General features: G+C 63.1%; 26 protein-coding genes. 9 read left to right on the top strand and 17 right to left on the bottom strand.

Annotated elements, in window-relative coordinates; all coding sequences use genetic code 11:
• Positions 1-53: 53 nt before the first annotated feature.
• Positions 54-1,112: a magnesium and cobalt transport protein CorA gene (locus AXW83_RS16800; protein WP_082767194.1), complete on the top strand. Its 1,059-nt coding sequence runs from the start codon at positions 54-56 to the stop codon at positions 1,110-1,112.
• A gap of 89 nt (positions 1,113-1,201) precedes the next feature.
• On the opposite strand, the gene AXW83_RS16795 is transcribed toward AXW83_RS16800, so the two are convergent.
• Together AXW83_RS16795 and AXW83_RS16790 are read right to left on the bottom strand one after the other, a co-directional pair.
• Positions 1,202-1,444: a DUF2312 domain-containing protein gene (locus AXW83_RS16795; RefSeq protein WP_066615252.1), complete on the bottom strand. Its 243-nt coding sequence runs from the start codon at positions 1,442-1,444 to the stop codon at positions 1,202-1,204.
• A gap of 102 nt (positions 1,445-1,546) precedes the next feature.
• Entirely contained in the window at positions 1,547-2,332 is a 786-nt protein-coding gene (locus AXW83_RS16790) for an N-formylglutamate amidohydrolase (protein WP_066615250.1), read from the bottom strand.
• A 96-nt stretch (positions 2,333-2,428) separates the two neighbouring features.
• Here AXW83_RS16790 and AXW83_RS16785 point away from each other — a divergent pair, with 96 nt between their 5' ends.
• The 3 genes from AXW83_RS16785 to pyk are packed head-to-tail and all read left to right on the top strand — an operon-like array spanning position 2,429 to position 5,660.
• Positions 2,429-3,763, top strand: coding sequence for a glycerate kinase type-2 family protein (locus AXW83_RS16785; protein ID WP_066620631.1), 1,335 nt, complete (start codon positions 2,429-2,431; stop codon positions 3,761-3,763).
• Positions 3,764-3,765: 2 nt separating this feature from the next.
• Positions 3,766-4,209: a DUF1036 domain-containing protein gene (locus AXW83_RS16780; protein WP_066615248.1), complete on the top strand. Its 444-nt coding sequence runs from the start codon at positions 3,766-3,768 to the stop codon at positions 4,207-4,209.
• Positions 4,210-4,220: 11 nt separating this feature from the next.
• The gene (pyk, locus tag AXW83_RS16775; RefSeq protein WP_066615245.1) at positions 4,221-5,660 is read left to right on the top strand and encodes a pyruvate kinase; all 1,440 of its coding nucleotides are present in this window, start codon (positions 4,221-4,223) and stop codon (positions 5,658-5,660) included.
• Positions 5,661-5,684: 24 nt separating this feature from the next.
• On the opposite strand, the gene AXW83_RS16770 is transcribed toward pyk, so the two are convergent.
• The 5 genes from AXW83_RS16770 to ykgO all read right to left on the bottom strand — a co-directional run bounded on the left by AXW83_RS16770 (position 5,685) and on the right by ykgO (position 8,280).
• Entirely contained in the window at positions 5,685-5,966 is a 282-nt protein-coding gene (locus AXW83_RS16770) for a CopG family antitoxin (RefSeq protein WP_066615243.1), read from the bottom strand.
• Positions 5,944-6,249, bottom strand: a complete 306-nt coding sequence (locus AXW83_RS16765; protein WP_066615241.1) for a BrnT family toxin — start codon at positions 6,247-6,249, stop codon at positions 5,944-5,946. The genes AXW83_RS16770 and AXW83_RS16765 overlap by 23 nt, the downstream gene beginning before the upstream one ends.
• An 82-nt stretch (positions 6,250-6,331) precedes the next feature.
• On the bottom strand, positions 6,332-7,297 hold the full coding sequence (locus tag AXW83_RS16760; protein WP_066615239.1) for an alpha/beta fold hydrolase: 966 nt from the start codon (positions 7,295-7,297) through the stop codon (positions 6,332-6,334).
• Positions 7,298-7,346: 49 nt separating this feature from the next.
• Entirely contained in the window at positions 7,347-7,988 is a 642-nt protein-coding gene (locus AXW83_RS16755) for a tetratricopeptide repeat protein (RefSeq protein ID WP_082767515.1), read from the bottom strand.
• Between the two features lie 166 nt (positions 7,989-8,154).
• The gene (gene ykgO, locus AXW83_RS16750) at positions 8,155-8,280 is read right to left on the bottom strand and encodes a type B 50S ribosomal protein L36 (RefSeq protein WP_066615235.1); all 126 of its coding nucleotides are present in this window, start codon (positions 8,278-8,280) and stop codon (positions 8,155-8,157) included.
• 522 nt (positions 8,281-8,802) lie between these two features.
• On the opposite strand from ykgO, the gene AXW83_RS16745 reads away from it, so the two are divergent.
• Together AXW83_RS16745 and AXW83_RS16740 are read left to right on the top strand one after the other, a co-directional pair.
• Entirely contained in the window at positions 8,803-11,886 is a 3,084-nt protein-coding gene (locus tag AXW83_RS16745; protein WP_066615234.1) for a cyclic nucleotide-binding domain-containing protein, read from the top strand.
• Positions 11,879-12,733, top strand: a complete 855-nt coding sequence (locus AXW83_RS16740) for an MBL fold metallo-hydrolase (RefSeq protein ID WP_082767193.1) — start codon at positions 11,879-11,881, stop codon at positions 12,731-12,733. Before AXW83_RS16745 ends, AXW83_RS16740 begins: the two co-directional genes overlap by 8 nt.
• Before the next feature lie 202 nt (positions 12,734-12,935).
• Here the strand turns inward: AXW83_RS16740 and AXW83_RS26645 are convergent, their stop codons facing one another.
• From AXW83_RS26645 to AXW83_RS16695, 9 genes are all read right to left on the bottom strand, one after another.
• Positions 12,936-13,748, bottom strand: coding sequence for a phosphate/phosphite/phosphonate ABC transporter substrate-binding protein (locus tag AXW83_RS26645; RefSeq protein WP_082767192.1), 813 nt, complete (start codon positions 13,746-13,748; stop codon positions 12,936-12,938).
• 11 nt (positions 13,749-13,759) lie between these two features.
• Complete coding sequence (locus AXW83_RS16730; RefSeq protein ID WP_066615231.1) at positions 13,760-14,761, bottom strand: ornithine cyclodeaminase family protein; 1,002 nt, start codon at positions 14,759-14,761, stop codon at positions 13,760-13,762.
• A gap of 145 nt (positions 14,762-14,906) precedes the next feature.
• A complete protein-coding gene (locus AXW83_RS16725; RefSeq protein ID WP_066615230.1) occupies positions 14,907-16,091 on the bottom strand; it encodes a mandelate racemase/muconate lactonizing enzyme family protein in 1,185 nt (394 codons plus the stop codon).
• Positions 16,088-17,089 (bottom strand): Ldh family oxidoreductase, encoded by a 1,002-nt coding sequence (locus AXW83_RS16720; protein ID WP_066615228.1) that lies wholly within the window; start codon positions 17,087-17,089, stop codon positions 16,088-16,090. Before AXW83_RS16720 ends, AXW83_RS16725 begins: the two co-directional genes overlap by 4 nt.
• Positions 17,089-18,048 (bottom strand): oligopeptide/dipeptide ABC transporter ATP-binding protein, encoded by a 960-nt coding sequence (locus AXW83_RS16715; RefSeq protein WP_066615227.1) that lies wholly within the window; start codon positions 18,046-18,048, stop codon positions 17,089-17,091. Before AXW83_RS16715 ends, AXW83_RS16720 begins: the two co-directional genes overlap by 1 nt.
• A gap of 11 nt (positions 18,049-18,059) precedes the next feature.
• Complete coding sequence (locus AXW83_RS16710) at positions 18,060-19,043, bottom strand: ABC transporter ATP-binding protein (RefSeq protein WP_066615225.1); 984 nt, start codon at positions 19,041-19,043, stop codon at positions 18,060-18,062.
• A gap of 2 nt (positions 19,044-19,045) precedes the next feature.
• Entirely contained in the window at positions 19,046-19,900 is an 855-nt protein-coding gene (locus AXW83_RS16705; RefSeq protein ID WP_066615223.1) for an ABC transporter permease, read from the bottom strand.
• A complete protein-coding gene (locus tag AXW83_RS16700; RefSeq protein ID WP_210179605.1) occupies positions 19,897-20,871 on the bottom strand; it encodes an ABC transporter permease in 975 nt (324 codons plus the stop codon). The genes AXW83_RS16705 and AXW83_RS16700 overlap by 4 nt, the downstream gene beginning before the upstream one ends.
• A 151-nt stretch (positions 20,872-21,022) precedes the next feature.
• On the bottom strand, positions 21,023-22,567 hold the full coding sequence (locus AXW83_RS16695; protein WP_066615221.1) for an ABC transporter substrate-binding protein: 1,545 nt from the start codon (positions 22,565-22,567) through the stop codon (positions 21,023-21,025).
• A 287-nt stretch (positions 22,568-22,854) separates the two neighbouring features.
• Here AXW83_RS16695 and AXW83_RS16690 point away from each other — a divergent pair, with 287 nt between their 5' ends.
• Entirely contained in the window at positions 22,855-23,811 is a 957-nt protein-coding gene (locus AXW83_RS16690) for a fatty acid desaturase (RefSeq protein WP_082767514.1), read from the top strand.
• Between the two features lie 69 nt (positions 23,812-23,880).
• On the opposite strand, the gene AXW83_RS16685 is transcribed toward AXW83_RS16690, so the two are convergent.
• A complete protein-coding gene (locus tag AXW83_RS16685; RefSeq protein WP_066615219.1) occupies positions 23,881-24,738 on the bottom strand; it encodes a helix-turn-helix domain-containing protein in 858 nt (285 codons plus the stop codon).
• A gap of 240 nt (positions 24,739-24,978) precedes the next feature.
• On the opposite strand from AXW83_RS16685, the gene AXW83_RS26640 reads away from it, so the two are divergent.
• Together AXW83_RS26640 and AXW83_RS26635 are read left to right on the top strand one after the other, a co-directional pair.
• Entirely contained in the window at positions 24,979-25,560 is a 582-nt protein-coding gene (locus tag AXW83_RS26640; protein ID WP_168166111.1) for an aromatic ring-hydroxylating oxygenase subunit alpha, read from the top strand.
• A complete protein-coding gene (locus tag AXW83_RS26635) occupies positions 25,560-26,147 on the top strand; it encodes an SRPBCC family protein (protein WP_082767190.1) in 588 nt (195 codons plus the stop codon). Before AXW83_RS26640 ends, AXW83_RS26635 begins: the two co-directional genes overlap by 1 nt.
• Positions 26,148-26,163 lie beyond the last annotated feature (16 nt).

Below are 26,163 nucleotides of genomic sequence, written 5' to 3'. Positions count from 1 at the left end.
GCGCAAACGCGCTAGCCTGCCAGCCGAACTCCGATGGCCGACGAGGTGCACCCATGTCCGTCGCCGAAATCCGTTTTCCGCCACGGCTCGATAACGACGACGCCGTGCCCGGTCCTTCCGCCGCGCAAGGCCACCGCCACGAGGCCGGCGTCGTCGCCTCCAGCGTCTATGCTCATGGCGTGCGCATCGCCGACATCCCGGTCGAGGAGGCGGGGGAATGGGCGCGCAAGGAGGGGCATGTGGTCTGGATCGGGCTGCTCGAACCCGACGCCGCCCTGCTGACATGCGTGCAAGGACAGTTCAATCTCCATCCCCTTGCGGTCGAGGACGCCGCCAACGCGCATCAGCGCCCCAAGCTCGAGCAATATGGCGATGCGCTCTTCGTCGTCGCCCGCACCGCGCAGATGGTCGAAAAGCGCATCGCCTTCGGCGAGACGCATATCTTCGTCGGTCATGGCTACATCGTCAGCGTCCGGCACGGCGCCTCGACTTCCTACAAGACGGTGCGCCAGCACTGGGAGACCTGCCCAACCTCGCTCGCCAAGGGCGAGGACTTCATCCTCTACGCGATCCTCGATTTCATCGTCGACAACTACATGCCGGTGCTGGAGGCGATCCACGACGAGGTGGAGGCGTTCGAGGACAAGGTGCTTGCGACGCCGATCGGACGCGACGACATCGAGCGGCTCTATATGCTCAGGCGCGATTTGCTGCGACTCCGCAACGCGATCGCGCCGCTGGTCGATGTCTGCCAGCGCCTGTCCAATGCCAATGTGCCGCAGGTGCGCCCGACGCTCGCGCCGATGTTCCGCGACGTGACCGACCATGTCCGCACCGTACAGGAGAAGATCGACAGCCTGCGCGAGGTGCTGGCCTTCGCCTTCGAGGCAAGCCTGCTCGTCGGACAGAGCCAGGAGAATGCGATCACCAAGAAGCTCGCTTCATGGGCGGCCATCCTCGCCGTGCCGACGGCGCTAGCCGGAATCTACGGCATGAACTTCAAGAACATGCCGGAGCTCGAGCTGCAGTTCGGCTATCATACCGTGCTCGCGGTGATCGTGACGACCTGCTCGGTCTTGTACTGGCGCTTCCGGAAGAACAGCTGGCTTTGAGCCGGCGGTCGTTCGTCGGACCCGTCGTCATCCCGGATAGGCGCGGCTGCGCCGCTTGTCCGGGGTGACGTAGAGGGTGTCGCGAGGGCTCAGGCGCTTTCGCCGACCGCCTGGAGGTAGAGGTCGAGGATCGCCTCCTCCTCGGCGCGCTCATTGGCGTCGCGCTTGCGGATGGCGATGACCTTGCGCAGGACCTTGACGTCATAGCCGTTGCCCTTGGCCTCGCCATAGACCTCCTTGATGTCGTCGGAGATGGTCTTCTTCTCTTCCTCGAGGCGCTCGATGCGCTCGACGATGCTCTTGAGCTGGTCGCCAGCAACCGGATCGTCCATCTGATGTCCTTCTCGATGACGGGGAGGTTTGGCGAGAGGGGTTCGCATCGCGCGGCCCCTCGCGTCAAGCCGCAAGCGGTGGTCTCTCAACAGCCGCGTCGTTCAGCCGGCGCGCAGTGCCGCGATGCAGGGCGGCACGACGCGGGCAAGTCTTCTGCCCCATTCCCACGCCGTCTCGTCGGTCGCGATCAGGTCCTGCCGGACCTCGATCAGCGCGTCGGGCAGGCCCCGGCGGGTGGCGTGACGGTCGATCGTGTCGCCCGGCAAACCGCCATGATAGGGCTCGTTGTCGCCCACGATCAGGTCGGTTTCAGCCTGCAGCGCGGCGATCAGCCGCTTCGCCAGCGCGCCCTCATAGTCCCAGAGTACGCCGATATGCCAGGGCCGGGCCGCGCCCTTCCAGAACGGGGTGAAGGAGTGCAGCGAAACGATTGCAGGTGGTTGGCCCCGCTGCAGGGCCGCCTCGACGGCCGCGTCGATCGCGACGTCGTAGGGCTTGTAGTAGCGGGCGACGCGCTCTGCGATGCCTGCTGCGTCGAGATGGCGATTGCCCGGCACGATCGCGCCGTCCGAGAGCCGCATCACCAGAGTGGGGTCGTCGAGACCGCGATTGGGGTCGATCAGAAGGCGCGAGAAGTTCGAGAGCACGGCGGGTGCGCCGAGCGTGCGAGCCATGGCCCGCGTCATCGCTGCAGCGCCGATGTCGTAGGCGATGTGGCGTTCGAGTTGCGCCGGTGGCAGCCCGAGGGAATCGAGTTTGGCGGGGATCGCGTTCGTGGCATGGTCGCAGAGCAGCAGCATCCCCGCGGCGGGATCGCCGGGGATGACCTCGACCTCGCCAGGCGAAAGTGCCGGGGCAGTCTCGGCCGGAGCGATTTCGGACCGCATTCGACGCCTTTTAAAGTATGACTATATCGGCAAAAGCCTGATGACGTCCGCCGAGGCACGACCTAAAAGAATCGACAACGAATGTCGATCAAGTCGATGCGAAACGTGGGTGGGGGGCTCCGGGTGGTGCAGCAAGCGGGGGACGACAGAGCCGACCCGCGTGCGGTCGCACGGGCGATTTTCGACGCGGCGGTGGCGCGGGCTCATCCGTCGGGCTGTTTGCCGCAGCATCTGCCCGCTGCACCCGAGCGAGGTCGGCTGATCCTGCTCGCGGCGGGCAAGGCGGCCGGCAGCATGACGGCGCTGGCCGAAGCGCATTATCTCGATCGCGGCTTTCCCCCAGAGCGGCTCGTCGGCCATGCCGTGGCGCGCCATGGCTACGAGACGACGACGCGCCACATCCCGATGGTCGCTGCCGGCCACCCGGTGCCCGACCAGGGCAGCATCGACAGCGCCGAGCGCGCGCTGGCGCTCGCGGCCTCGGCTACGGCAGAGGATTTCGTGCTTGTGCTGCTCTCGGGCGGCGGGTCGGCCAACTGGGTCGCACCCGCCGGCACATTGACGCTCGCTGAGAAACAGGCGGTCAACAAGGCGTTGCTGCGCTCGGGCGCGCCGATCGGCGAGATGAACATCGTGCGCAAGCGCCTTTCCCGGATCAAGGGCGGGCGGCTGGCGCTCGCCGCGGCCCCGGCGAGGCTGCTGACGCTCGCGGTCTCGGACGTCCCCGGCGACGAGCCGACCGCGATCGCCTCGGGGCCGACCGTGCCCGATCCGACGACGATGGAGCAGGCGCGGGCCATCGTCGCGCGCTATGGTCTCGATCTTCCGGTTGCCGCGAAGGCACTGCTCAAAGACGATGCCAGCGAGACGCCCAAGCCTGGTCATGATGCCTTCGCCAGGACCGAATTCCGTATCATCGCGCGTCCAGCCGATGCCATAGCGGCAGCGCGTGCCGCGGCCGAGGCGGCGGGCTATGCCGTGCATGACCTTGGCGCCGATCTCGAAGGCGAGGCGCGCGATGTCGCCGCTGCCCATGCCGTATTGGCTAAAAAAATCAATGCCGAGGGCCGGCGCGCCTGCATCCTCTCGGGCGGGGAACTGACCGTGACCCTGCGCGGCCGGGGCCGGGGCGGGCCAAACCAGGAATACGCGCTGGCGCTGGCGATTGCGCTCGACGGGGAGGCCGGCATCGTCGCCTTGTCGGGCGACACCGACGGAACGGATGGCGGCGGCGGCGAGGCGAGCGACCCGGCCGGCGCGATCGTCGACCCGACGACGCTGGCGCGAGCCGGTGCACTCGGCCTCGTTCCTGCCCAATGCCTGTCGGAGAACGATTCGACCGGTTTCTTCGAGCCGCTGGGCGATCTGCTGCGCACCGGCCCGACCTTGACCAATGTGAACGATTGCCGCGTGATCCTGATAGACCCCTGAATATGGCCCGAATCGAACGAATCATCCTGCGCCTGTGCCTGCTGGCGGCGCTGCTCCTGAGCGGTGCGGCACCGGCGCTCGCGGATCTGCGCATGTGCAATACGACCGGCAGCCGGATCGGCGTCTCGATCGGTTATCGCGATGCGCAGGGCTGGATCACGGAAGGCTGGTGGAATCTCAGCCCGCGCGGCTGCGAGACGCTGCTGCGCGGCACCCTGGCGGCGCGCTTCTACTATGTTCACGCCGTCGATTACGACAAGGGCGGCGAGTGGACGGGAAAATCCGTCATGTGCACGCGCAACAAGGAATTCACGATTCGCGGCATCGAGGATTGCCTGGCGCGCGGCCTGGACCGCGCCGGCTTCTTCGAGGTCGATACCGGCGAGCAGAAGAGCTGGACAATCCAGCTGACCGACACCACCGGCGCCATGCCGGCAAGGCCCTGAAGGACGACATCATGAAGCGCGAGCGCCGGATCAAGATCATCGCCACGCTGGGGCCGGCGTCGGCGACCGAGGAGATGTGCGCGAAACTGTTCGAGGCGGGCGTCGACGTCTTCCGCATCAATATGAGCCATACCAACAAGGATACCCTGCCCGAAAAGGTCGCGATGCTGCGGTCGCTGGAGACGAAGTTCCGTCGGCCGGTCGGCATCCTGGCCGATCTGCAGGGGCCGAAGCTGCGCGTCGGCGCCTTTGGCGGCGATGGCGGGGTAACGCTGGAGAACGGTGCCCGCTTCACGCTCGATTCCGATCCTGCGCCGGGCACGCTTAAGCGCGTCCATCTGCCCCATCCCGAGATTCTGAGCGCGCTGGAGCCGGGCCACACCCTGATCCTCGACGACGGAAAGTTGCGGCTCGTTGTCGAAAAGGCGAGCGAGAAGCAGGCTGTGACGCGCGTCGTGGTCGGTGGCCGGCTCTCTTCCCGCAAGGGCGTCAGCCTGCCTGATACCACCATCGCCGTCTCGGCCATGACCGACAAAGATCGGTCCGATGCCGAGGCCGCGGCAGAGGCCGGCGTCGACTGGATCGCACTGTCCTTCGTACAGCGGCCCGAGGACATGGCCGATCTGCGCAAGATCGTACGCGGCCGGGCGCTGGCGCTCGCCAAGATCGAGAAGCCCCAGGCGCTGCTGCGGCTGGAAGAAATCATCGACGCCTCCGACGCAATCATGGTCGCGCGCGGCGATCTCGGCGTCGAGATGCCGCTGGAGAAGGTGCCGGGAACACAGAAGCGCATCACCCGGATGTGCCGGCGCATGGGCAAGCCCGTCGTCGTCGCGACCCAGATGCTGGAGAGCATGATCACCAGCCCCGTGCCGACGCGCGCCGAAGTCTCGGACGTTGCGACCGCCGTGTTCGAGGGTGCCGACGCGGTGATGCTTTCGGCCGAAAGCGCGGCCGGCCAGTTTCCGATCGAGGCGGTGACGATGATGAACCGTATCGCCGAGGAGGTGGAAAGCGAATCGGTCTATCGCTCCATCCTGGAGGCGCAGCGGGCCGAGCCGGAAGCGACCGGCGCCGACGCCATCGCCAAGGCGGCCCACGAGATCGCCGATACGCTGAACCTGAAGGCGATCGCCGCCTGGACCTCGTCAGGCTCCACCGCCTTCCGCATCGCCCGCGAGCGGCCGAATTCGACCGTGATCGCGCTGACGCCCAACCGCGCCACGGCGCGGCGGCTGACGCTGGTCTGGGGCGTGCACGCCGTCGTCACCAAGGACGCCAGCGACGTCGACGACATGGCGTCCCGCGCCTGCAAATTCGCGGTGCGCGAGAACTTCGCCAGGCTCGGCGACCGCATCATCGTCGTGGCCGGCGTGCCGTTCGGATCGCCGGGCGCGACCAACATGGTCCGTATCGCCTTCGTGGCGAAGGAGCATGTCGAGAAGGCGTGATGCCGGAGCGACCGAACTGCTGGCTCAGGCCCGCTTCTTTTCCGGCATCGCCAGAGCCTGCTCGAGCGAATGCCGGATGTAGCGCTGATAGGGCATTCCCTCGCGTTCTGCCCGCGCCTTGACCGCCTCTAGAAGTTCCGCGGGAACCCGCATGCCGATGGTCGCCGTTTTCGGCTTGAACTCGAAGCGCACCGGCTTGAAGCCCGACAGATCGTATTCCGTCAGATCGGCGTGATCGACAAAATCTTCGGCTTCCTGATCCGTGGCGAACACGGGAAAGGGCTTAAGCGTCTTTGAGACTTTCATAATACTCCACCTCTTCGGCATGCATGTAACGAGCCGAGATCGGCCTGATCAGTTTATCTAAAGTCGATCCGCGGACAGTAAACACGATGAAATCGTAGCTGCCGGATCGCACCCTTCCTATCGCAGCGTAGCGCCACTCGGACGTCGCGGTTCTGGCAGGAAAGACACCGGGGTCGTTCCGGAACACAAACTGGATATCGTCCTGCGATAATCCGTGCTTGGCGCATTTCGGCCAGTTGCCGGCATCCCACTCCAACTCCAGAGATTGCAAGTCTTTCAGCATTGGAGCTATATGTCATGACGGATGTCATGACGGATGTCATGACATATAGCTCCGTCTTGAGTTGGAAGCAAGATGCGTGGCGCTAGCGCGACGCCAGCCCCGACCTCGGCCCGACCAACTGGTCGATCGCCTCGACGACGATCTCCGGCGCAGCATGGTGGGGCATGTGGCCGACGCCAGGCAGCAGCACGAAGCGGCCTTGCGGCGCCTGGCGCGCGATCGTGGCCGAATGGATCGTCGGCGAGACGATGGCGTCGCTGTCGCCGGTGATGGCCACGACCGGCACCTTCAGCTCGCGATAGCGCGGGGCCTGCGCGGTCACGAAATCGAATGTCGCGGCGACGTCCTGCGAATTGGCCTGGAAGTCCGATGGGCGCAGCAGCAGCCGAATCTCGCCGGTTTCGATATAGTCGGACGGGGCCTGGCGCGGGGCGAAGACGCTTTCGGCGCCGGGCTCGAGCAGCAGGCTCGCGGCCGGCAGCGCGGCGAGCCTGGTGAAGAGTGGCCCGACCAGCGGCCAGGAGGTCGGGTGGTGGTACCAGGCGATACCGCCCGGCCAGGGATGCGTCACGCCGCCGAGCAGGACGAGACCTTTCAGCCGCTCCGGCCGGTCGAGTGCGATCCGGGTCGAGAGCGCGCCGGCGAGCGAATGGGCGACCAGCACGAAGGATTCGGGCGCGATGCCGTCCAGAGCCTGCATCAGCACGGCGGCCTGCCGTCCGGGGTCGGCCATGGCGCGGCCTTCGAGGCGGTCGCTCCAGCCATGGCCGGGCCGGTCGAGCGCGATGACGCGGTAATGGCCGAGATCGGGACCGAGCGTCGCCAGCAGGTCGGCATGGTTGGAGGAGGCGCCATGGATCAGCACCACGGTGCCGCGAGGGTCGCCCGAGGGCTTTTGCTCGACATAATGCAGGCGGCCGCCTGGCACGGGGAGGAAGGTGCCCTTCGGCGGATAGGCGCGCGCGACCTGCGCCGCGATCCATTCCGTCCTGACGACGAGGCCCGATGCGATGACGAGGGCAAGCAGAACAAGAGCGCGGGTCAGCATGTCTTGCTTACGTCGCTGCGCCCGTTTTGGTTTCGATGGGAGGGTGGGTTCAGGCGTCGCGCCCGTCGACGTCGGCCTTGAGTGAATCGACGGCGCTTCTGATCGCTTCCATCTGGGGATAGACTTCGAGGGCGCGGCGGTAGGCGACCATCGCGCTCCTGTCGTCGCCCTGCTGGCGCAGAATGGTGCCGAGCCCCATCATCGCGCCGAAATGGCGTGGCTCGCGCTTCAATGCCTCGCCGATGTCGATCATGGAGCGGATGGGGTCGCCTGCGATGAAAAGTGCGTTGGCACGCTGGTTCCAGCCCTCCGCCCAGTCGGGTTCGAGGCTAACGACGCGATCGAGCAGTTCGATCGCGAGTTCGAGCTGTTTGCCGCGCATCGCGGTCTGGGCGCGTGTCATCAGCAAGTCGGCGGTATCGGAGCCCGAACGCGCCCAGCGGCGCTGGATCAGGTTCGCAATACCCTTTGCCTCTTCGGCGTCCTTGGCGGCCGCCAGACGCTCGAACAGCCGGTCGAGCGTCGCCGCCGGCGTCCGAGACGGGGCAGGCGGCGCGACTTGAGGATTGTCGTCCTTGTCGGAGGGGGCGACGATGCCGGGGCGGGGCGGCGGGCTCTCCTGCGCCGTCGCGGGGGCTGCCGCAATGGTTGCGGCAATGGCCAGTGCCAGCACGATGTCAGTGGGAAGCATTCGCGTGATCATCATGACACAAGAGTGTCATGACCGGCTGCCGCGCGTCAATTCACGGGATGGCGACCGCCCCGACGCAAAAAAGCGGGCTACGCCATCGGCGCCCCGCTTTCCGTCTCCAGCCGAAGCCCGGATACCGCGCGGACATCGCTGTCCGCGCGAGATCTCAGCCCTGGCGCGCCTTGAAGCGCTTCTGGACCTTGTTGATGATGTAGACGCGGCCTTTGCGGCGCACGAGCTGGTTGTCGCGATGGCGGCCGCGCAGCGACTTCAGCGAATTGCGAATCTTCATCGGTCTCAACTCCATCGATCCGGCCTCAAAGGGTCGAACCGGTCAAAAAATCCACCGACGCGACGCGAACCGGAGACCGGTCCTCATCGACCACGCGAATGGTGCGGCTGATGCGATGCCGGCTGTATACGGATTTCCACGCGGATCGCAAGGGGATGGCCTCAGGCAATTCGGGTCGAGGTCGGTGAAGGCGGCTGTTTTGAAGCCGCTCCGAATGCAGTCGGCTGCCCTTGTCGCGGCATCCAGCGGGACGTTCGTGCCCCCCGATGCCTTGCGGGAGGCCTTTACGGCATTCCCCGGTTGACTCGGAGCAATCAGATCATGCTCTTGTCTTGGATCGCGCCGTATTCGGTTTGGGCATGTCCTGATCAGGAAACGGGATGGGCGGACTTCATGGAAAGTGGTAGATTCTCTCTATTTGGTTGGTTTTCAACTTAAGCGGGGCCAAATCGAACGCTGCCTCGCAGGAAATCGCGACAGAAATTTGATTGGTAGACAGAAAAGAGGCTCCCTGATTTTGTCATGATCGGCTTCTTTTCCTACATATGGCGCAACAGCCGTATCGAGCAGATCAAGATACTGTCCATCGTCGTCGTTTCATTGCCGTTCTATTTTCTGTCTCTGGATCTCCCAAAATACATCATTTCCGATGCCCTGCAGGGACGCGCCTTCCCGGGAGGGGCAGAGACGGCGCGCGTGTTCCGGATCGATCTGGGCTTGCCGGCCTGGCTCGGAGGCCCCCGGCATGTCTTCGATGGCGTCCTGCTCGATCGCCTGTCCTATCTCATGGCGTTGTCGGGCGCGTTCCTCCTGCTGGTATTGATCAATGGCGGCTTCAAATACGTCATCAACATGCGCAAGGGCGCGCTGGGCGAGCGGCTGCTGCAGAAACTCCGCTTCGATCTGTTCTCGGCGCTGCTAAACTTCAGCCCGGAGGCGATGCAGCGGCTGAAACCCTCGGAAGCGGCCACGATCATCAAGGACGAGGTCGAGCCGATCGGCGGCTTCGTCGGCGACGCCTTCGTGCAGCCCGTGTTCCTGGGCGGCCAGGCGCTTACGGCGCTCGTCTTCATCCTGCTTCAGAATGTCGTGCTCGGGCTGATCGCGGCGTCGATGGTGCTGATCCAGGGTATGCTCATCCCGTGGCTGCGGCGCGAGCAGATCCGGCTGGGGAAACAGCGCCAGATCGCCTCCAGGGCCTTTGCCGGCAAGATCGGCGAGGTCGTCGAGACAATCGGCGAGGTTTCGAACCATGGCACCGCGGCGGTCGAGCGCAATCTGGTCGCCGAGAGGCTGGAGGTGCTGTTCGGCATTCGCTACCGGCTCTATGGCCGCAAATTCGCGGTCAAGGCCCTGAACAATCTCCTGGCCCAGGTCACGCCGTTCCTGTTCTACACCGTCGGTGGACTGGCGGCGCTGTCGGGACAGCTCGGCATCGGACAACTTGTTGCCGTCATCGCCGCCTATCGCGATCTGCCGCCGCCGGTGAAGGAACTTATCGACTGGGACCAGCAGCGGCTCGACAGCGAAGCCAAGTTCCAGCAGATCATCGAGCTGTTCGAACTGCCCGATGATCCGTCACGCGCGGATCCGCCGGATGTTCACACGCAGGGCGACCTGCCGGCTGCCGGGACGATTTCAGCACAGCGCCTGACGGTCGCTAATGCGACGGGCGACCGCCTGCTGGACCAGGTCTCGCTGGCGGTTCCGCTCGGCCGGCATGTCGCCATCACCGGGACGGGCGAGGGCGCGAGCTGCTTCGCGCAAATTCTGGGCGGACGCATGACCGCGACCGAGGGCACGCTGTCCATTGCGGAGATTCCGATCGGCGAGTTGTCGCATTCGGTCCGCGGGCGCTGCCTGGCCTATGCCGGGCCGGAACCCGCACTGCTCGACGGCACCTTGCGGGACAACATCCTTTACGGCCTGCGGGCGCCCCCGCCAGCCGGCCAGACGCCGTCACATTGGTCGATCGACTTCTCCGGCGCGAAAGCCGGCAGCGCTGCCGAACTGGACGTCCGAGTGATCGAGGTGCTGCGTGTGGTCGGGCTGGCCGATACCGTCTTCCGCTTCGGCCTGGCGCGCAAGATCGGGCTGGACGCTCCGACCGAGCTCGTGCCACGTATCGCCGAAATCCGCTCGCGGCTCCGCGATACGCTCGCGAGTTACGGCGCCGAGGACGCCATCGAGCCTTTCGATCCACAGCGCTACGTCAGGAACGCCTCGATCGGCGAGAACATCCTGTTCGGCGTCCCGATCGAGTCGGCTTTCGCCGGTGCCAATCTCGCCAATCACACCATGACGCGGCAGGTGCTCGATCAACTCGATCTGACGGATCACCTGACGCAGACGGGCCGGCGGATTGCCGCGACCATGCTGGAGATCTTTCAGGACGTGACGCCCGATCAGGCGCTGTTCGAGCAGTTCTCATTCATCGCGGCCGAAGATTTTCCAGAGTATCGCGAAAGCCTGGCGAGGACCGAAGGCGGGGCCGTCGGCGAGGCGGACCGGTCGCGCTTCATCGGGCTGGCCTTCCGCTATGTCGAGCCGGTTCACCGCCTCGGCCTTCTGGACGGCGAGTTCGAGCATCGGATTTTGTCCGCCAGAGATGCGTTCCGCACGCGCGCCGCCTCCGATCAGGGCCGATCGATCGCGTTCTACGACCCCGCAACCTACTGCCCGGCGGCTCCGGTGCGGGACAACCTGCTCTTCGGCCTGGTCGCGCATGGGGCTGCGGCCGCCCGCGAGCGTGTCGACGAGGCCATCTTCGATAGCCTCACAGAACTCGATCTGGAGGGGGAAATCTATCAGCTCGGCCTGGAGCAGCCGACGGGCTATGCGGGCCGGTTGCTGTTCCCGTCGGTGAAGGCCCAGGTCGCTCTGGCGCGCTGTCTGATCAAGCACCCCCAGATCCTGATCCTCGACAATGCATTCGGCGCCTTCAGCCAGACAGAAGCGCAGCAGATGCAAAGCCGTCTCCGGGCGGAAATGGCGGGGCGGACACTGATCGTCGTCGGCCGTGAAATCGATGCCAAGGCGGATTTCGATCTGCACGTCGCCTTCGATGGCGCAAAGCTGGCGACAGGGCCTGCGAGCCATGCCGATGTACCCATCGAGCGCTTGGAGGCGCCAGTGACGAGGGATGGCGACAATGAGGAACTCAGGGCGCTTCGCGCGGTCCCCATCTTCGCCTATCTCGATATCGCCCGCCTCAAGCTGCTGGCCTTCACCAGCGAGCGGGCCGTCTTCGCCCCCGGCGAGGTGCTGTTCCGGCAGGGCGACGAATCGGATGCGGCCTATGTCGTGATCGCCGGGTCGGCCGACGTGCTGATCGAGACGTCCGACGGCCCCGTGCGGATTTCGACGGTCGAAGCCAGTGCCATTCTCGGGGAAATGGGGATCGTCACGGGCGATCTGCGCTCCGCCACGATCGTCGCGGCGACGGCGGTGACGACATTGAAACTACGCAAGGAGATTTTCCTCGCCTTGCTGGCCGAGTTCCCGCAGATGGCTCTTTCCGTCACAAGGCTGATGGTCAAGCGGCTTCAAGACAACGTCGTCACGATGAGCCAGGGTTCGCGCACCGGGTCGAAGAGCGATGGCTGACGTCATGTCTACCGGCAATGGCCCGTTCGGCATCCGCTTCTGGGGCGCGCGCGGCTCGATTCCGGTCTCCGGTGCGGAGTATCGAGTCTATGGCGGCGATACGAGCTGCTTCGAGGTTACGGTCGGCAGCCGGAGCTTCATCATCGATGCAGGATCCGGGCTGCGAAGGCTCGGGCAGGCGATCATGCAGGCGGGGACTTCCGAGGCGACGCTGCTCCTGACGCATCTGCATCTCGACCACATCATCGGCCTCTCGGCCTTCAAGCCGCTGTTCTCGCGACAGGGCCGTGTCGCCATTCACGCGCCAGCCCCCGGCGGCGCCAATCTGCCGGCTGTGCTGGCGCGCCTTTTCGCCGAACCGTTCTTCCCCATCGCCTTCGAGCGGCTGCCCTGCCGGCTCGATTGCTCAAGCTTCGTGCCGGGAGCGACTTTGAGCCTCGGCGAGACCGCCGTGCGGACGATCGCCTTGCGCCATGGCGGTGGGGCTAGCGGCTATCGCTTCGACCATGCCGGCCACGCGCTGGTGATCCTCACCGACCACGAGCATGACGGCGCAGAGCCCGAACAGGGCCTCGTCGCCTTCTGCCGCGGCGCCGATCTCGTGGTCTATGATGGGATGTGGGACGAGACGCTGGATTTCGAAGCCCATCGCGGCTGGGGCCATTCGAGCTGGCAGGCGGGCCTGCGCCTGATCGCGGCCGCCGGAGCCGGGCGCCTGGCGTGCACGCATCATGCGCCCAATCACGACGACACCGAGCTGAGCGAGCGGGAAGCCCGGCTCAAGGCCATTCAGCCCGCCAGCTTCTTCATTCGCCAGGACGAAAGCGTCATCCTGCTGCCGCGCTGAGAGATCGGCCGCGGCCGCCGCTGTTTTTCGAACCCGGTTTGGATTCTGGCGTCGTAGAATGGATAGAGGCGCGACATGTCGGCAGCCCGGCTTCCGGCCAGGAATGAATTGGCAAGATGCGCTGCGCGGTCGACCAGCTCGTCACTGGCACTTTGCGATCAGCATAATAGCTGGCGCCAGTCATCATTTGACGGCTTCGGCATCAGTCGAGGCACGCATGACCAGCGTCGCGCGCGGCTGTGTCCCATCGATCGAGAACTTCATACGACGCGACATCGACCACGGCGAAGCCCTTGAGCTGCAGTCTATCGAGGATCGCCTTTGCCTCCCCGTCCGCAGAACTGTTCAGGAGTGCGGCGGTAAGCCGATCCGTCGTGCCACGTGAGGTCGAGGGGGCGGCGACGAGGAAGGGAATTGGCGCAGGCTCGGTCACGGCCACAACGCGAAGCTGATGGACCGGGTCGCCTGGCGACATCTTCATCAAATCGAATGCATAGGAATCGATTGGACCGAGATCGATTTTCCCCGACACGAGCGCGTTCACGACTGCGCGCGGTGTGTAGAGAGGTCCGATGCTGGCGGCGTAAAGTCGAGGTTTGGCTTGGCTCCGAAATGGAAGCAAGTGATAACGTAGCGCGTTGAATCCAGACTGACTTTCTTCAATTGTATAACCCAGCCTGCCGCCAAACGTGTCAGGCAGTTCTTGAAATCGGCTGTCGGCACGCACCGCTAGATAGGTCATGTAGTAGGGGCGCTGGTCGTACTGCGCGAGGGAGGGAACCGGCGCTGCCAGTGGAACCGGTTTGGGCCAGGCACGACGCCAGGGCCTGCCGCACATAAAAACGCAACCGAGATCACTTCGCCTCCAGAGAGCCGACATCGGCGCAGGAGGGGCGTGGGCAATCGGTTCCAAGGCAACACCGCTCGCCTTGGCTAGCCAAGCGAACAGGTCCGCCCAGGCCGCGGCGACCTGAGCATTGACGGAATACATCCGGGCGTTGGCGATGAGGGTCATCGGCGGATAACTCACGCGTAGCGGAGGCGTTGGCCGATCTGCAGTTTATGCGCCTTCTGCAGCATGGCGTGGCCGAGGGCGATATCCGAAAGCGAAAGCCCGCGGTGCCAGAAAAGATTGGTCTCGTCGTCGCTTTGCCGACCCGGCTTGAGACCTGCTACAATCTGCCCAAGTTCGGCATGGAGTGTGTCGATCGAAAGTCGACCGGTTTCGACATGGGCGCGGAGGCTGCCGAATTTGCCGCCTTTGCATTGCCCCCAATCATCGACGACGAGTTTGTCCATGACATCGGTCAAGGACAGCTCGACTGCGCTCATCGTCCCGTAAGGCACAACGAAGGCTCCCTTCTTGATCCACTCCGTCTTGAGGATTGGTGTTGGCGCGTCGAGGCGGGAGGCTTCGACGACGATATCGGCCCCGACCACGCAGCTTTGCCAGTCGTCAGTGGCAACAACCGTCTTGCCGAGATCCTGGCTCAGTCGCTCGGCAAAGCTGTTGCGGCTTTCCGGCCGACGGGAATGGACGCGGATTTCGTCAAAGTCGAACAGATGGTCCAGAAGCCTCACATTCCAATATGCCGTTCCTCGCGCACCAATATGGCCGAGAATCCTCGATCCCTTCCGCGCCAGATACTTCGCGCCGATCGCCGTGACAGCGCCGGTGCGCATGTCCGTGATCGCGCTCGCATCGAGGAATGCTTTGGGAACGCCAGTGCGTGGATCGAACAAGAGCAGGCTGGCAAGTTCCGATGGCAGGCCGAGCTTATAATTGTCGACGAAATCGCCGACGATCTTCACACCCGCTGAATCGATGGGCTCCTTCAGAGCACCGCGCAGAACATTGAAGTGACCGTTGGCGACACCAGGCTCGAGGTGCATGCGTGGCTCGATGACGGCTTCCCCGCGCCCCTGGGTCGCGAGACTCGTCTCGATGGCTTCGAGGATCTCGTCCTCGGTCATTGCCAACTCCTCAACATCGAGACGGTTGAGGTAGTCCATGTAGATCGGTTTCATCGTCTTCCGTCCTGTCTCATACGAATGTCAAACTGGTCCGAAGGGCGAGCCGATCGTGACGAGAGCGCTTCGGGCTTTTGCGGCATGAGATTGCGGTCGCCGCAAAATCGACAGCCATAGGCGTCTGCGCGCGGTGCTCATCGACTCACGACAGCGGCAGGCGCCGAAAGATGCCAGGACGATCCGGGTCGTGGAACTTGTCGTAGGGTCCGTTGTCAACGAAGTCGCGATGACAGAATGCCAAGCGATCGCGAGACAGCGTGACCCCGATCCCCGGACCTTGCGGAACCGCCACGACATTGTCGCGCGGGCGCAGCGGACCTTCTTCGATCACGTCGAAGGGCTGCATGTGAAACAGCGACTGCGAGGGCTCCCGGATGTGATGATGGGCGGCTGCGAGGTGCAGATATACGCTGCTCGCGATGCCGGAGTCGCCTGAGTAGCACCAGAAATCGAGGCCGACCTGTTCGCAGGCGGCGATGAACTTCAGCGTGCGTCCAATACCACCATGCACGTTGACATCCGTGCAGAAGGCATCGGGAACGCCAAGTGCCAGCGCCCTGCGCAGGTCCGGGGTGTGGACAGAAAATGGAATGCTGGTATGGCGGCGCAGCTTCGCCATGTCCTCGAATGTCGCGACCGGATCTTCCCAGGACCGAATCCCGAGCGGCTCGATCGCCTGGGCGATGCGTGTGGCCGCGCCGAGAGAATAGGCTTTGTTGGAATCGATACGCAAAACGGCGTCCGCACCAAGGCGTTCGCGCAGAAGCTCCAGGGTCTCGATCGAAGGCCGGGGGTCGGCCGTCGAGAGCTTGCCTTCGAACATGGTGGTTCCGAAGCGCTCCCTTTGTCCGAGGCAGTAGTCGAGTACGGCCTGCGGGTCGCTTTCTCCACCGACCCCGTCTTTCTCCTCGCGAAACGAGAAGTAGTCCGTGAATGTGATTGCGTCGCGCACGCGGCCTCCGAAGAGGTCGCAAAGCGGCCGCCCCCACGCCTTCCCGCGAATGTCCCAAAGGGCCATCTCGATGGCGCCGAAAGCGCGGATGCTGGCGAAGTCGACATCCGTGTAGACCCCGCGCCATGACGGCAGGCACCGTGCTTCGCAGGCTTGAATGTCGATCGCGTCCATGCCGATCAGGCGCGGAGCGAAATTGTTGATGATGACTGACGCGTTCGCGGGCGACGGGCCTTCGCCGAGGCCGACCAGCCCATCGCTGGTCTCGACCTCCACAATCGTCTTCGAGAACCCTGCCAATGAGCCGTAGGACCAGAGATAGGGCGCCTCGAGCGCGATATTGACCGGCGTGGCGCGGATGGCCGTGATCTTCATGACGTGGCCTGGATTGTTCTGATCTCGGCGATGAGCGCATCGTCGACGTCGACGCCGGCGATCTCTGCTTGCCGACGAGCCTGCAGCCTCCGGTCGCCAGGAAGGCGAGCTCCGGACTGAGCGGTGATGGCCAGGGCGAGATCCTCGATGCGATCGCCAAATCCCGGAGCGAAAGCCTCTGGAGCGAAGGCGATGATGCACTGGCCGACGCCGGGTGGCGGGCCATCCGGCTTTGCATAGGCCGATGCGTCCTTCGAGAAATTCGCACCGGTCAGCCCTGCGGCCAGGATTTCGACGAGGAGCGACAGTGCTGCGCCCTTGGCACCCCCCATCGGGGCAATCGAGCCCGTCAGGGCCGCAGCAGGGTCTTTGGTTGGCCGGCCATCGGAATCGAGAGCCCAATGATCTGGGAGTGGGTCGCCAGCTCGCGCGGCAGCTGTGAGAGCGACCTTCGTGACCTGGCTCGTGGCAAGGTCGATTACCAGCGGCGATTGCCCAGGCCTCGGACATGCAAATGCCAGTGGATTTGTGCCAAACAGCGGTTTCCGCCCTCCCCACGGCGCGACATTCGGCGGAGAGTTGCTGAAGGCGAGAGCGATCAGGCCGTCCTCCGCCAAATCTTCCACCGGATGGCCCAGCACTCCGATCGAATAGGATCGACGGATCGCCAGCGTTGCACAGCCGACCTCGCGTGCGGCTGCCGCGAGCGACGGACGTGCAAGGTCGAACGCCGGATGGGCAAAGCCGTGCTGCGCATCGACGAGAACGGCGCCCGCCCGTGCAGATGTCACCAGCGGAAATGCGTAGCCGTCGACCTTGGCCGACTTGAGATGGCCGAGATAGATTCCGAGATATCCCAGACCGACGCTCCCGATCCCGTCGGCCTGCGCCCGACGGATCGAGCGCGCGACCGAGGCCGCAGCGGTCTCCGAGGCGCCGCACGCAATCAGTGCTTCCTTCGCAAAGATCTCGACGTCCGTCAGAGTAAGCCTTGCCATCAGGTCGAAGCCTGGGTTGCGGTCAAAGGGAAGTGACAGCGCACGGTTCCGCCCTTGATGGTTGGTCTAAGCAGCGGTTTTTCCTGGCTGCACCGGGCCTGCACCTGCGGGCAGCGGGTGTGAAAGCGGCAGCCTGATGGCGGGTTGATGGGGCTGGGGATCTCGCCCTTCAGGATGATGCGCTCTCGGCGTCGGGCGGGATCGACGGAAGGGTTGGTCGAGAGCAGCGCGGACGTGTAGGGATGGGCAGGCGCCTCGAACAGAGACTTGGTCGGAGCTTCTTCGACGATCTGGCCGAGATACATCACGACGGTGCGGTTGGTCAGACGCCGCACGACATTGAGGTTGTGGCTGACGACGAGATAAGTCAGAGCAAACTCCTCATGCAGATCCCGCATCAGGTTCAAGAGGTCGCCCTGGACCGACACGTCCAGCCCTGCCGTTGGTTCATCTGCGACGACGATCTGCGGCTCGAGGACAAGCGCTCTTAGAATCGCGACACGGCGGGCCTGCCCGCCCGAGACCTGATGCGGAAACTTGTCGAGTGTTGTCTCTGGAAGGCCGAGCCGCTTGAGAATACGCAGCAGCCGGGCCCGGCCCTCGACCATGGGCAAGCCATGAATCTTCAGGGGTTCCTCTACGAGAGCGCGGATGCGCATTCGCGGCGAAAGCGAGGCAACTGCATCCTGCAGCAGCATCTGCGTCTGCCGGCGGAAGCCCAGCGGATCGCGTGACAACCGAGTCGCCAGGAGCTCGCCGTCGATGGCAATCGTTCCAGAGGTAGCTCGAACGAGCCCCATGAGCACGCGGCACAGGGTGGTCTTGCCTGAGCCGGATTCGCCGACAAGGCCGACGATTTCGCTTCGCTCGATGGCAAGCGAAATGCCATCGAGCGCGCGGACCTGACCATTGTAGACGACCGCGACATCACTGAAATCGATCAACGGGCGGTTGACCATTGGCAACGCGCTCATGGCAGGACCTCGTGCGAGCGCACGCAGGCGGCCTGGCGTCCAGCGCCTGCTGTTGCGAGCGGTGGATGCCTTTCCAGGCAAATCTCAGCGGTAAAGCCGCAGCGGCTCGCGAAGATACATTGCGTCAGCTCGCTCAGAGGATTGGGCACCTCGCCTGGAATCGTCGCGAGACGTCCCTCGTCGCCATCCTCAATCTCGCAATCGAGCAAAGCGCGGGTGTAGGGGTGGCGGGGGCGGTTGAGCACCTCGGCAACCGGTCCGGTCTCAACGATGGCGCCGCCATACATCACGCAGAGATCGTCGCAGAGCTCGGCGATCAGGCCGAGGTGATGCGAGATGAAAACGATAGATCCGGAAAAATCCTGCCGGAGACGGTCGAACAGAGCAACGATCTGGGCTTCGACGGTTGCGTCGAGCGCCGTCGTCGGCTCGTCGGCCAACAACAGATCGGGTTCGACAGAGAGCGCCATCGCGATCATCACGCGCTGGCGCATGCCGCCGGATAGTTGGTGCGGGTAGGCCTTCAGCCGCATGGCGGGCGCGGCGATGCCGACCTTGGCCAACATCGCTTCGCTACGGGTCATGGCCTCGCGCTTCGTCAGCTTGGGAAACCGTCTTCGCAGCACATCGACCATATGCGTGCCGACGGTGAAGAGTGGGTTCAGCGCCGTCATCGGATCCTGGAAGATCATGGCGATGCGCGTCCCGCGCCACCCCTGGATTTCCTTGGCCGACAGTTTGAGGAGGTCGGTGCCGTCGAAGCTGATCTCACCATCAAGGCGACTGATGTTGCCCGGTAGAAGCTGCAGCAGGGCCGAGGCCAGCGTTGATTTGCCGGAGCCGGATTCCCCGACCACACCGAGGATGCGTCCTCGGCCGATCTCGAGATCGAGCCCGCGCAGGATATGCGCCTGCCCACGCTCGGTGCGTGCATCGAGGGTGAGATTGCGAATGCTGACGAGGGACGATGCGTGAGCCATTGCTAGCGATCCGTGTTCAGGCGCGGATCGACCGCGTCGCGCAGGGCTTCGCCGAAGAGTGTGAATCCGAGGGTAGCGATGCCGAGCGCGCTACTGGCGATCACCACAGGAAGCTTTGAATCCGAGAGGTAGGCATAGCCGTCGTAGATGAGCGTCCCCCAGCTTGCGAGCGGCGGCCGGACGCCGAGTCCGATGAACGAAAGCCCGGCCTCGATGGTGATGACGACAGGGATGTCGATCGATGCCAGCACCATCAATGGCCCGGCGATGTTGGGTAGGATGTGGGATACGATAATGCGCCAGGAGGAGGCGCCCAGCAGCCGCTCAGCCTCGATATAGGGCGCATTGCGGACGGTCAGCACCTGAGCCCGTGCGACCCGGCCAAAATGCGGGATCAAGGTGATCGCGACGATGACGACCACGAGCGCCGTCGAGGGGCCGAAGACCGCAACCACGGCAAGCGCCAGCACGAGACTCGGGAAGGAAGAGATGACGTCGAAGAGGATCAGGATAAGCCGCTCGGAGCGCGCAGGCAGCGAAGCGGCGAGGATGCCCAGCAGCGTGCCGGCGATCAACGCGGTCGAAATCGAGGTCAGTGCAACAGCCATCGCCACGCTGGAACCATGAACGAGGCGGCTGAACAGATCGCGGCCGAGATGGTCTGTGCCGAGCCAATGCTGCGTGGTAGGGCCGGAGAAGCGGTTCAGGACGTCGAGCGCATCGGGATCATGTGTTGCCACCAGCGGCGCGAACACGGCCGATGCGACCACGACGAGAACAATTGCAAGACCGACGGCGCCTCCGAATTGCGAGCCGATGCGTCGAAACATTCCGGCAGTCGCGGTGACAGCGTTCATCGTCCCGCTCTTTCGGATGTCGTGTTGCGGCGGATGCGCGGGTCGATCGCGGAATAGCTCAGATCGACCAGCAGATTGGTGACGACGAAGATCAGCACAACAACGAGCACCGCGCCCTGCAATACCGGGAAGTTGCGCGTGGCGATCGCATCAAAAATCAGGCGCCCAAGTCCGGGCCTTGCAAAGACGATCTCGACCAGAACGGCGCCGCCTAGCAGCCGGCCGATACCCATGCCGAGGACGGCGATGGTCGGGATGCAGGCGTTCTTCAGCGCGTATTTATAGGTCACCATGCTGTTGGACAGGCCATAGGCGCGTGCTGTCCGGATATAGCTCTCGCCCATCACCTCCAGCATGGAGGAGCGGACGAGCCGGGCGATGAACCCGATCCAGCCGACGCTGAGCGCCGTGGTCGGCAGGATCAATCGCTTGGCCTGGTCGGCCCAGTTTCCAGCCTCGCCGGCGCCGAGAACAGGCAGCCAGTCGAGCCAGATCGAGAAGATCAGCAAGAGGAAGATCGCGATGACGAAGGAGGGGATCGCGATGAAGGCCACGCTGACGAAGGCGAGCGCATGGTCGGCAACCGAGCCGCGATGGGTCGCGGCATAGCAGCCGAGTGGCACGCCGATCAGCACGGCGAGCCCGATCGAGGCGAAAGTCAGGATAAAGGTATAGGGTATGACGGCCCCGACGATGGCCGTGACCGGCCGCCCCGACAACACATCCGTGCCGAGATTGCCGACCAGCAGATTGCCGAGAAAGATGAAGAGCCGGCGATACCAAGGCTGATCGAGCCCCATCTCCATGATGAAGCGCTTTGCATATTCCGGCGTCGCCTGTGGCCCTAGCAGAGCCGTTGCTGGATCGCCCGGCACGATGGCTGACAGCGTGAACAGCAGCAGCATCGCGCCGAGCACGATCAGGGCTGTGGTAACGAGGCGGCTTAGGAGATAGCGGGCGGTGTCGTTCATGGGGACGAGCCATGTCGCCCACCTTCAGCCCTCATCCTGAGTAGGCTGCGCAGCAGCCGTCTCGAAGGATGCTCCAGAGCGTACTGAAGCATCCTTCGAGACGCGCATGCGGCGTTCCTCAGGATGAGGGCTTCGAGGTTGGGGAGCCCGCTCAAGCGGCCGTAAACCTGTCGAGCTGCCAATCGATCGCGCCCGGCAGATAGGCTGGCTTCACGGTCGCGCGGCGGACAGGGAAGGCGACGTCGTTGGTCAGCCAGACGAAGGCGGCGGACTTGTCCATCTCCTGCTGCGCCTTGATGACGATCGCGGCCCGTTTGGCCGGGTCAGCCTCGACGATCGCCTCCTGGTAGAGCCTGTCGAATTCGGGGCTATTGAAACGCTGCCAGTTCCAGGTGCCGATCTGGCCCGAGACGAACCACTGCATCAGGAAGTTGGGGTCGAGCTTGCCGTTGAAGCGCATCATGAAGAGATCGAGGTTCTTGCCGGCCTCGCCCTTGCCGGCCTCCCAATAGGTACCGCCCTCCTGCACGTCGAGTTCGGCCGTGATGCCGACCTCGCGCAGCAGCGCCTGCGCCACCAGCGCCATGGTCTGGTAGGCGGGCTGATTGAGGATTGTGATGCGCGTCTTGATCGCGGGATGGCCGGCTTCGGCCAGCAGCTTCTTCGCCTCGACGACGTTGCGCTTGTAGACCGGCGCCTCGGTCCAGGCGCCGAGGACGGGCGCCATCACCAGCGTGTTGAGGCGCGGCGCCTTGCCGTTGAAGCCGGCGAGCAGCATCTGGTCGACGTCAAGCGCAAGTCTGATCGCCTGGCGCACGCGGAGATCGGTGAACGGCGCCTTCTCCATGTTGATACCAAGCCAGATATAGGCAAGGCCGGGCGCCTGATCGACGACCAAGCCCGAAACATTGCGCATCGGTTCGGCGACGGCGGGTGGGAGCACGGCAAAATCGAGCTCGCCGGAACGCAGCGCCAATTCGGCAGTCTTCGGGTCCTGAATGAAGTTAACCTTGATCTCCTCGAAAGTCGGCTTCGGGCCTGTATAAGCCGGGTTGCGCTTGAGCACGGCGCCACGCTGTTTCTCGACTGAGATGACCTGATAGGGACCCGAGCCGACCGGCTTGATGTTGTGCTCGACGCCGCGCTCCAGGACCGCCTTCTTGCAGACGATGCAGCCCGAGCCATCGGCCAACGCAATGGCGTAGAGTCCCGCATTGGGCTGGGAGAGCACGATCTTGCCGGTGTATTTGCCGGTGACTTCAACCCCGGTCAGCCCGGTCCAATCGCCCTTGTAGGGCGACACCTTGCCATCGACGGGCGAGACCGAAAAGCGCTCGAAGGAGAATTTCACATCCTCGGCAGTCATTTCGCCATAGCCGTCGGTGAACATCTGGCCGGGCTTCAGCGTAAACTCGATCAGTGTCGGGCTGACCTGCTTCAGTTCGGAGGCGGCGTCGAGTTCGGTCTCGGCGGAATTGTCCTTCTGCTTGATCAGGCGCTGATAGACAGACTTGAAGATATTGGCGTCGTGCGGGCCGCCGCGGAAGGCAGGATCCAGCGCCGTGACATCGCGGTCGATCCGAACACTGATACTGGTTTTCTGCTGCGCGAGAGCCCCGCGACCTGACGACACGGCCAATGCCGCGGAGGCAGCGGCACCGCCCAACAGATCGCGCCGCGAAATGATATTCTTCATGACAATCCCCTTCGTTATTGCAGGTCAGTGCCCGCTTTCATTGGACCATTTCTGATTGAGGCCGGATCGTAAAGCGCTCGTTTGGGATTTGCATATGCATGAGCGCTGCAGTGCAGCATTGGGTGCGTTTAGCGCCGGAAATGACCATTTTGTCGATGGATCGAGCGAAAAGTAAATTTTCAAAACATTCGACCATAAATCACACCAATGGTGACTGTATGGTGCATTCATCTCGTTGTGAAAACGCTGACCATTTGCTGTTTTAAGGGGAGCATATGGAGCCCGCTATGATCAGCCAACTATCGATTTCCATCGCTTGTGAGCAAGATGAGCGCTCAAATTCGCAGTTTGTGGCTCGGCGGCGGAAGATCGAGTGGCCAACAATCGCTCTGGCCGCGCTGATCTACGGCAGTTGGCTTGCTCTGACCTATTTCCATGCATTGCTACCGTCCTGGTTCGTGGCAGCGGCTGGCGCCTGGCTCGTCGCCTGGCACAGTTCGCTGCAGCATGAAATCTTGCATGGTCATCCCACACGCTCGCGAACGATGAATCGTCTGATAGCATCGTGGCCGATTTCTTTGTGGCTGCCTTACGAGAGCTATCGCGTCTCTCACCTGCGCCACCACAATAACGAGCGACTGACCGACCCGCTTGACGATCCCGAGTCGCGATATGTCACGACGGCGGACTGGGAGGCTCTGGGGCCGGCTGGTCGATGGTTGCTGCGAATCCAGAAGACTCTATTTGGTCGCCTGACGATCGGTCCTGCATGGAGCATCATCGCGTTCCTTGTCGATCAAGCCCGGGGCGCCCGCCGGGGTGACGCAGCCATATGCCGCGCGTGGCTCCAGCATCTCCCGATGATGGTGCTGGTCGTGATCTGGCTTGTCGCGATCTGCGAGATGGACCTCTGGTTCTATGGTCTCGCTATCGTTTACCCTGCGACGTCATTAATGCTTCTACGCTCATTCGCGGAACACAAGGCGGCCGATGGCGTGCTGGAGCGCACGGCGATCGTCGAGAATGCACCAATCCTGGGCTTGCTCTATCTTTATAATAACCTGCACGCCGCTCATCACGAGTGTCCAACCATGCCCTGGTACGAGATTCCGCGATGGTATCAGGACAACCGCGACCGACTGGTCATGGAGAATGGAGGGATGGTCTACGATGGCTATATCGACGTCGTCCGGAGGTTTCTTTTGCGTGCGCACGATCCTGTCGTGCACCCCCTAAATGTCTGACAAGCCTGTTTCACGCGAAATTGCAGAGCGCTCCAGCGCCACCTTTCTCACGCGAGATTGCTCACGATATCATTCGATCTCGGACAAAATGTCTTTGAGCGTCTCTTCGATTTGGTGAGGTTGGACGACCGCCAATTTGATCAAATCGTCGAAGCGTTTACTGAACAAGCGGATATGGTCAACGCCGTTCAATACCAGGTAGCTTGTGCCAAGGAAAAGAGCGACGCGCTTTGGCCCAAACACGGTAAATGGATTTGAATATGTTTCGACTAACGTATAAAAATAGATCCTCAAGCTTGGATAAAGCTCTCGATATAATTCTATAAGATATGCCAACTGATTGCAGCGTGCAGTTTTACTAAGGCCAGCCCATTTTCCTTCGGCTTTCGCCATGGTCGTGATGGCCTGTATCGATGCGCACACTTCAAGCTCGCTATCGGGGCGCCGCATCACGGCAAGTCGCGCCGCCATCGCCTCGACCGAACTCCCGACCGTGTTGAATGACGAGCCCTGATACTCGAATTTGAGAACGTCTTCCGTCTTCAAAAAATCAGGAAAACTTTCGGGGACGGTTCGGACGCGATAGCCCTCCGCCTCGCGCAGCCAACCGACAAAACGCTCGTCGATGGGGGAGCGCGTATGAGACTGGATCTGGAGCATCGAATCGATGATTTCGAGGCCGATCTCTTCGCGCGGCGTGAGACCGAGCAACCAGTCTATCGAGACCCGACAGGAGGTTGCGAGCGCGACGAGCGTATCTGCTCGCGGCATGCGCGGTCCCTCCGCCGAGAGAAGTTGCGACAAGGTCGAGCGGTCTACGCCCGCCATTCGCGCGAATGAAGCCTGATTCATATCCGATCGATCGATCAGGGCATGAAGCCGTGCGCGAAAGCCGTCTGCCATCGTACTGGAGATGACGGTGTTCATTGGCGCGCGAGACCGTTCATTTGAATCACAAAGAGATACAACTGGATCGTCTGGTTACATTGCTCGCGAAAAATAGACAAGTGTAACCACGATCGCCTTGGCGCAGCTTGGTCTCCGACGATATCAAAATGTCGGTTCGCAAAGGGCGGAATAATGGACGACAGAACAGCGGCAAGCCGCGCGCAGCATGCGAGCTCCAGTCGGCAAATGGCACAACTCTTGAGCGAGCGATCGCCCCGGATGTCGCTGCCACATGCATTCTACAATGACCCGGATTTCTTTCGTCTGGACATGCGCGGTATTTTCGAGAGCCGCTGGATTTTTGCCGGGCCAGCCTGCGAGCTTACTTCATCTGGCTCGTTCTTCACGATTGAGATCGGCGAAACTTCGGTTGTCGTCTGCCGCGATCGCGAGGGCGTCATACGCGCATTCTTCAACAGCTGCCGCCATCGGGGCTCTATCGTCGTCGATCAGGCCTGCGGCCGTAGAATGTCATTCGTATGTCCTTATCATCATTGGAGTTACGATCTGACAGGCCGATTGCTGCGCGCGGCCAATCTCGATGCCAATGCTGACAAAAGTGAGCTTGGACTGCGCCCGGTCCATGTCCGCGATATCGCCGGGCTGATCTATATCTGCCTGGCTGACGTTGCGCCGGATATCGAACCCTTTGCCGCGGCTCTTGGGCCTGCTGCGGCGCCGCATGATCTCACCCACGGCAAGGTCGTCCATACGATCACGCTGCACGAGCAGGGCAACTGGAAGCTCGTGATGGAGAACGCGCGCGAGTGCGATCATTGCGAGGCAGGCCACCCAGGTTGATGAACACCCTGCTGATCTTTGATTTTGCCGACCCTTGGAGCGATCCCTATATCGCCGATTTCTGGACGCGCTGCGAAGCAACAGGATTGCCCAGCGTCACCAAAGATGGCGAGGATTTTCGCGTCGGCAGAATGCCGTTCAAGCCGGGCAATCTGTCGATCACAATGGATGGCCAACCAGCCGTTGCAAAGCGTCTTGGAAACTGGCCGGACCAGGATATCGGTTCGCTGCGCTTCACGCATTATCCGAGCATGTTTTGTCACATACACGCAGATTACGCGGTGATCATCCAGATGCTGCCCAAGTCGGCACATGAGACCACCGTGATCTGCAAGTGGATCGTCCCTGGCGACGCTGTCGAAGGGGTCGATTACGACTTGGAACGCCTGGTTCAGGTCTGGCGCGAAACCAATGATCAGGATCGGAAACTCGTGGAACGCAATCAACGTGGTGTGCGCTCGATCGGATACCGTCCCGGCCCCTACGCCGAGACATCGGAGCACGGCGTCTGGACCTTTGTTGAATGGTATGCACGCACGATGCAGAACCACGTCGGCCATCTCTCTGCGCGCGCCGCTGCCGAGTGATTCTGAGGCCGCCTTT

The organism is Bosea sp. PAMC 26642 (genome assembly GCF_001562255.1).
Lineage (GTDB): Bacteria > Pseudomonadota > Alphaproteobacteria > Rhizobiales > Beijerinckiaceae > Allobosea.
This window is presented reverse-complemented; position numbering and strand designations above follow the sequence as displayed.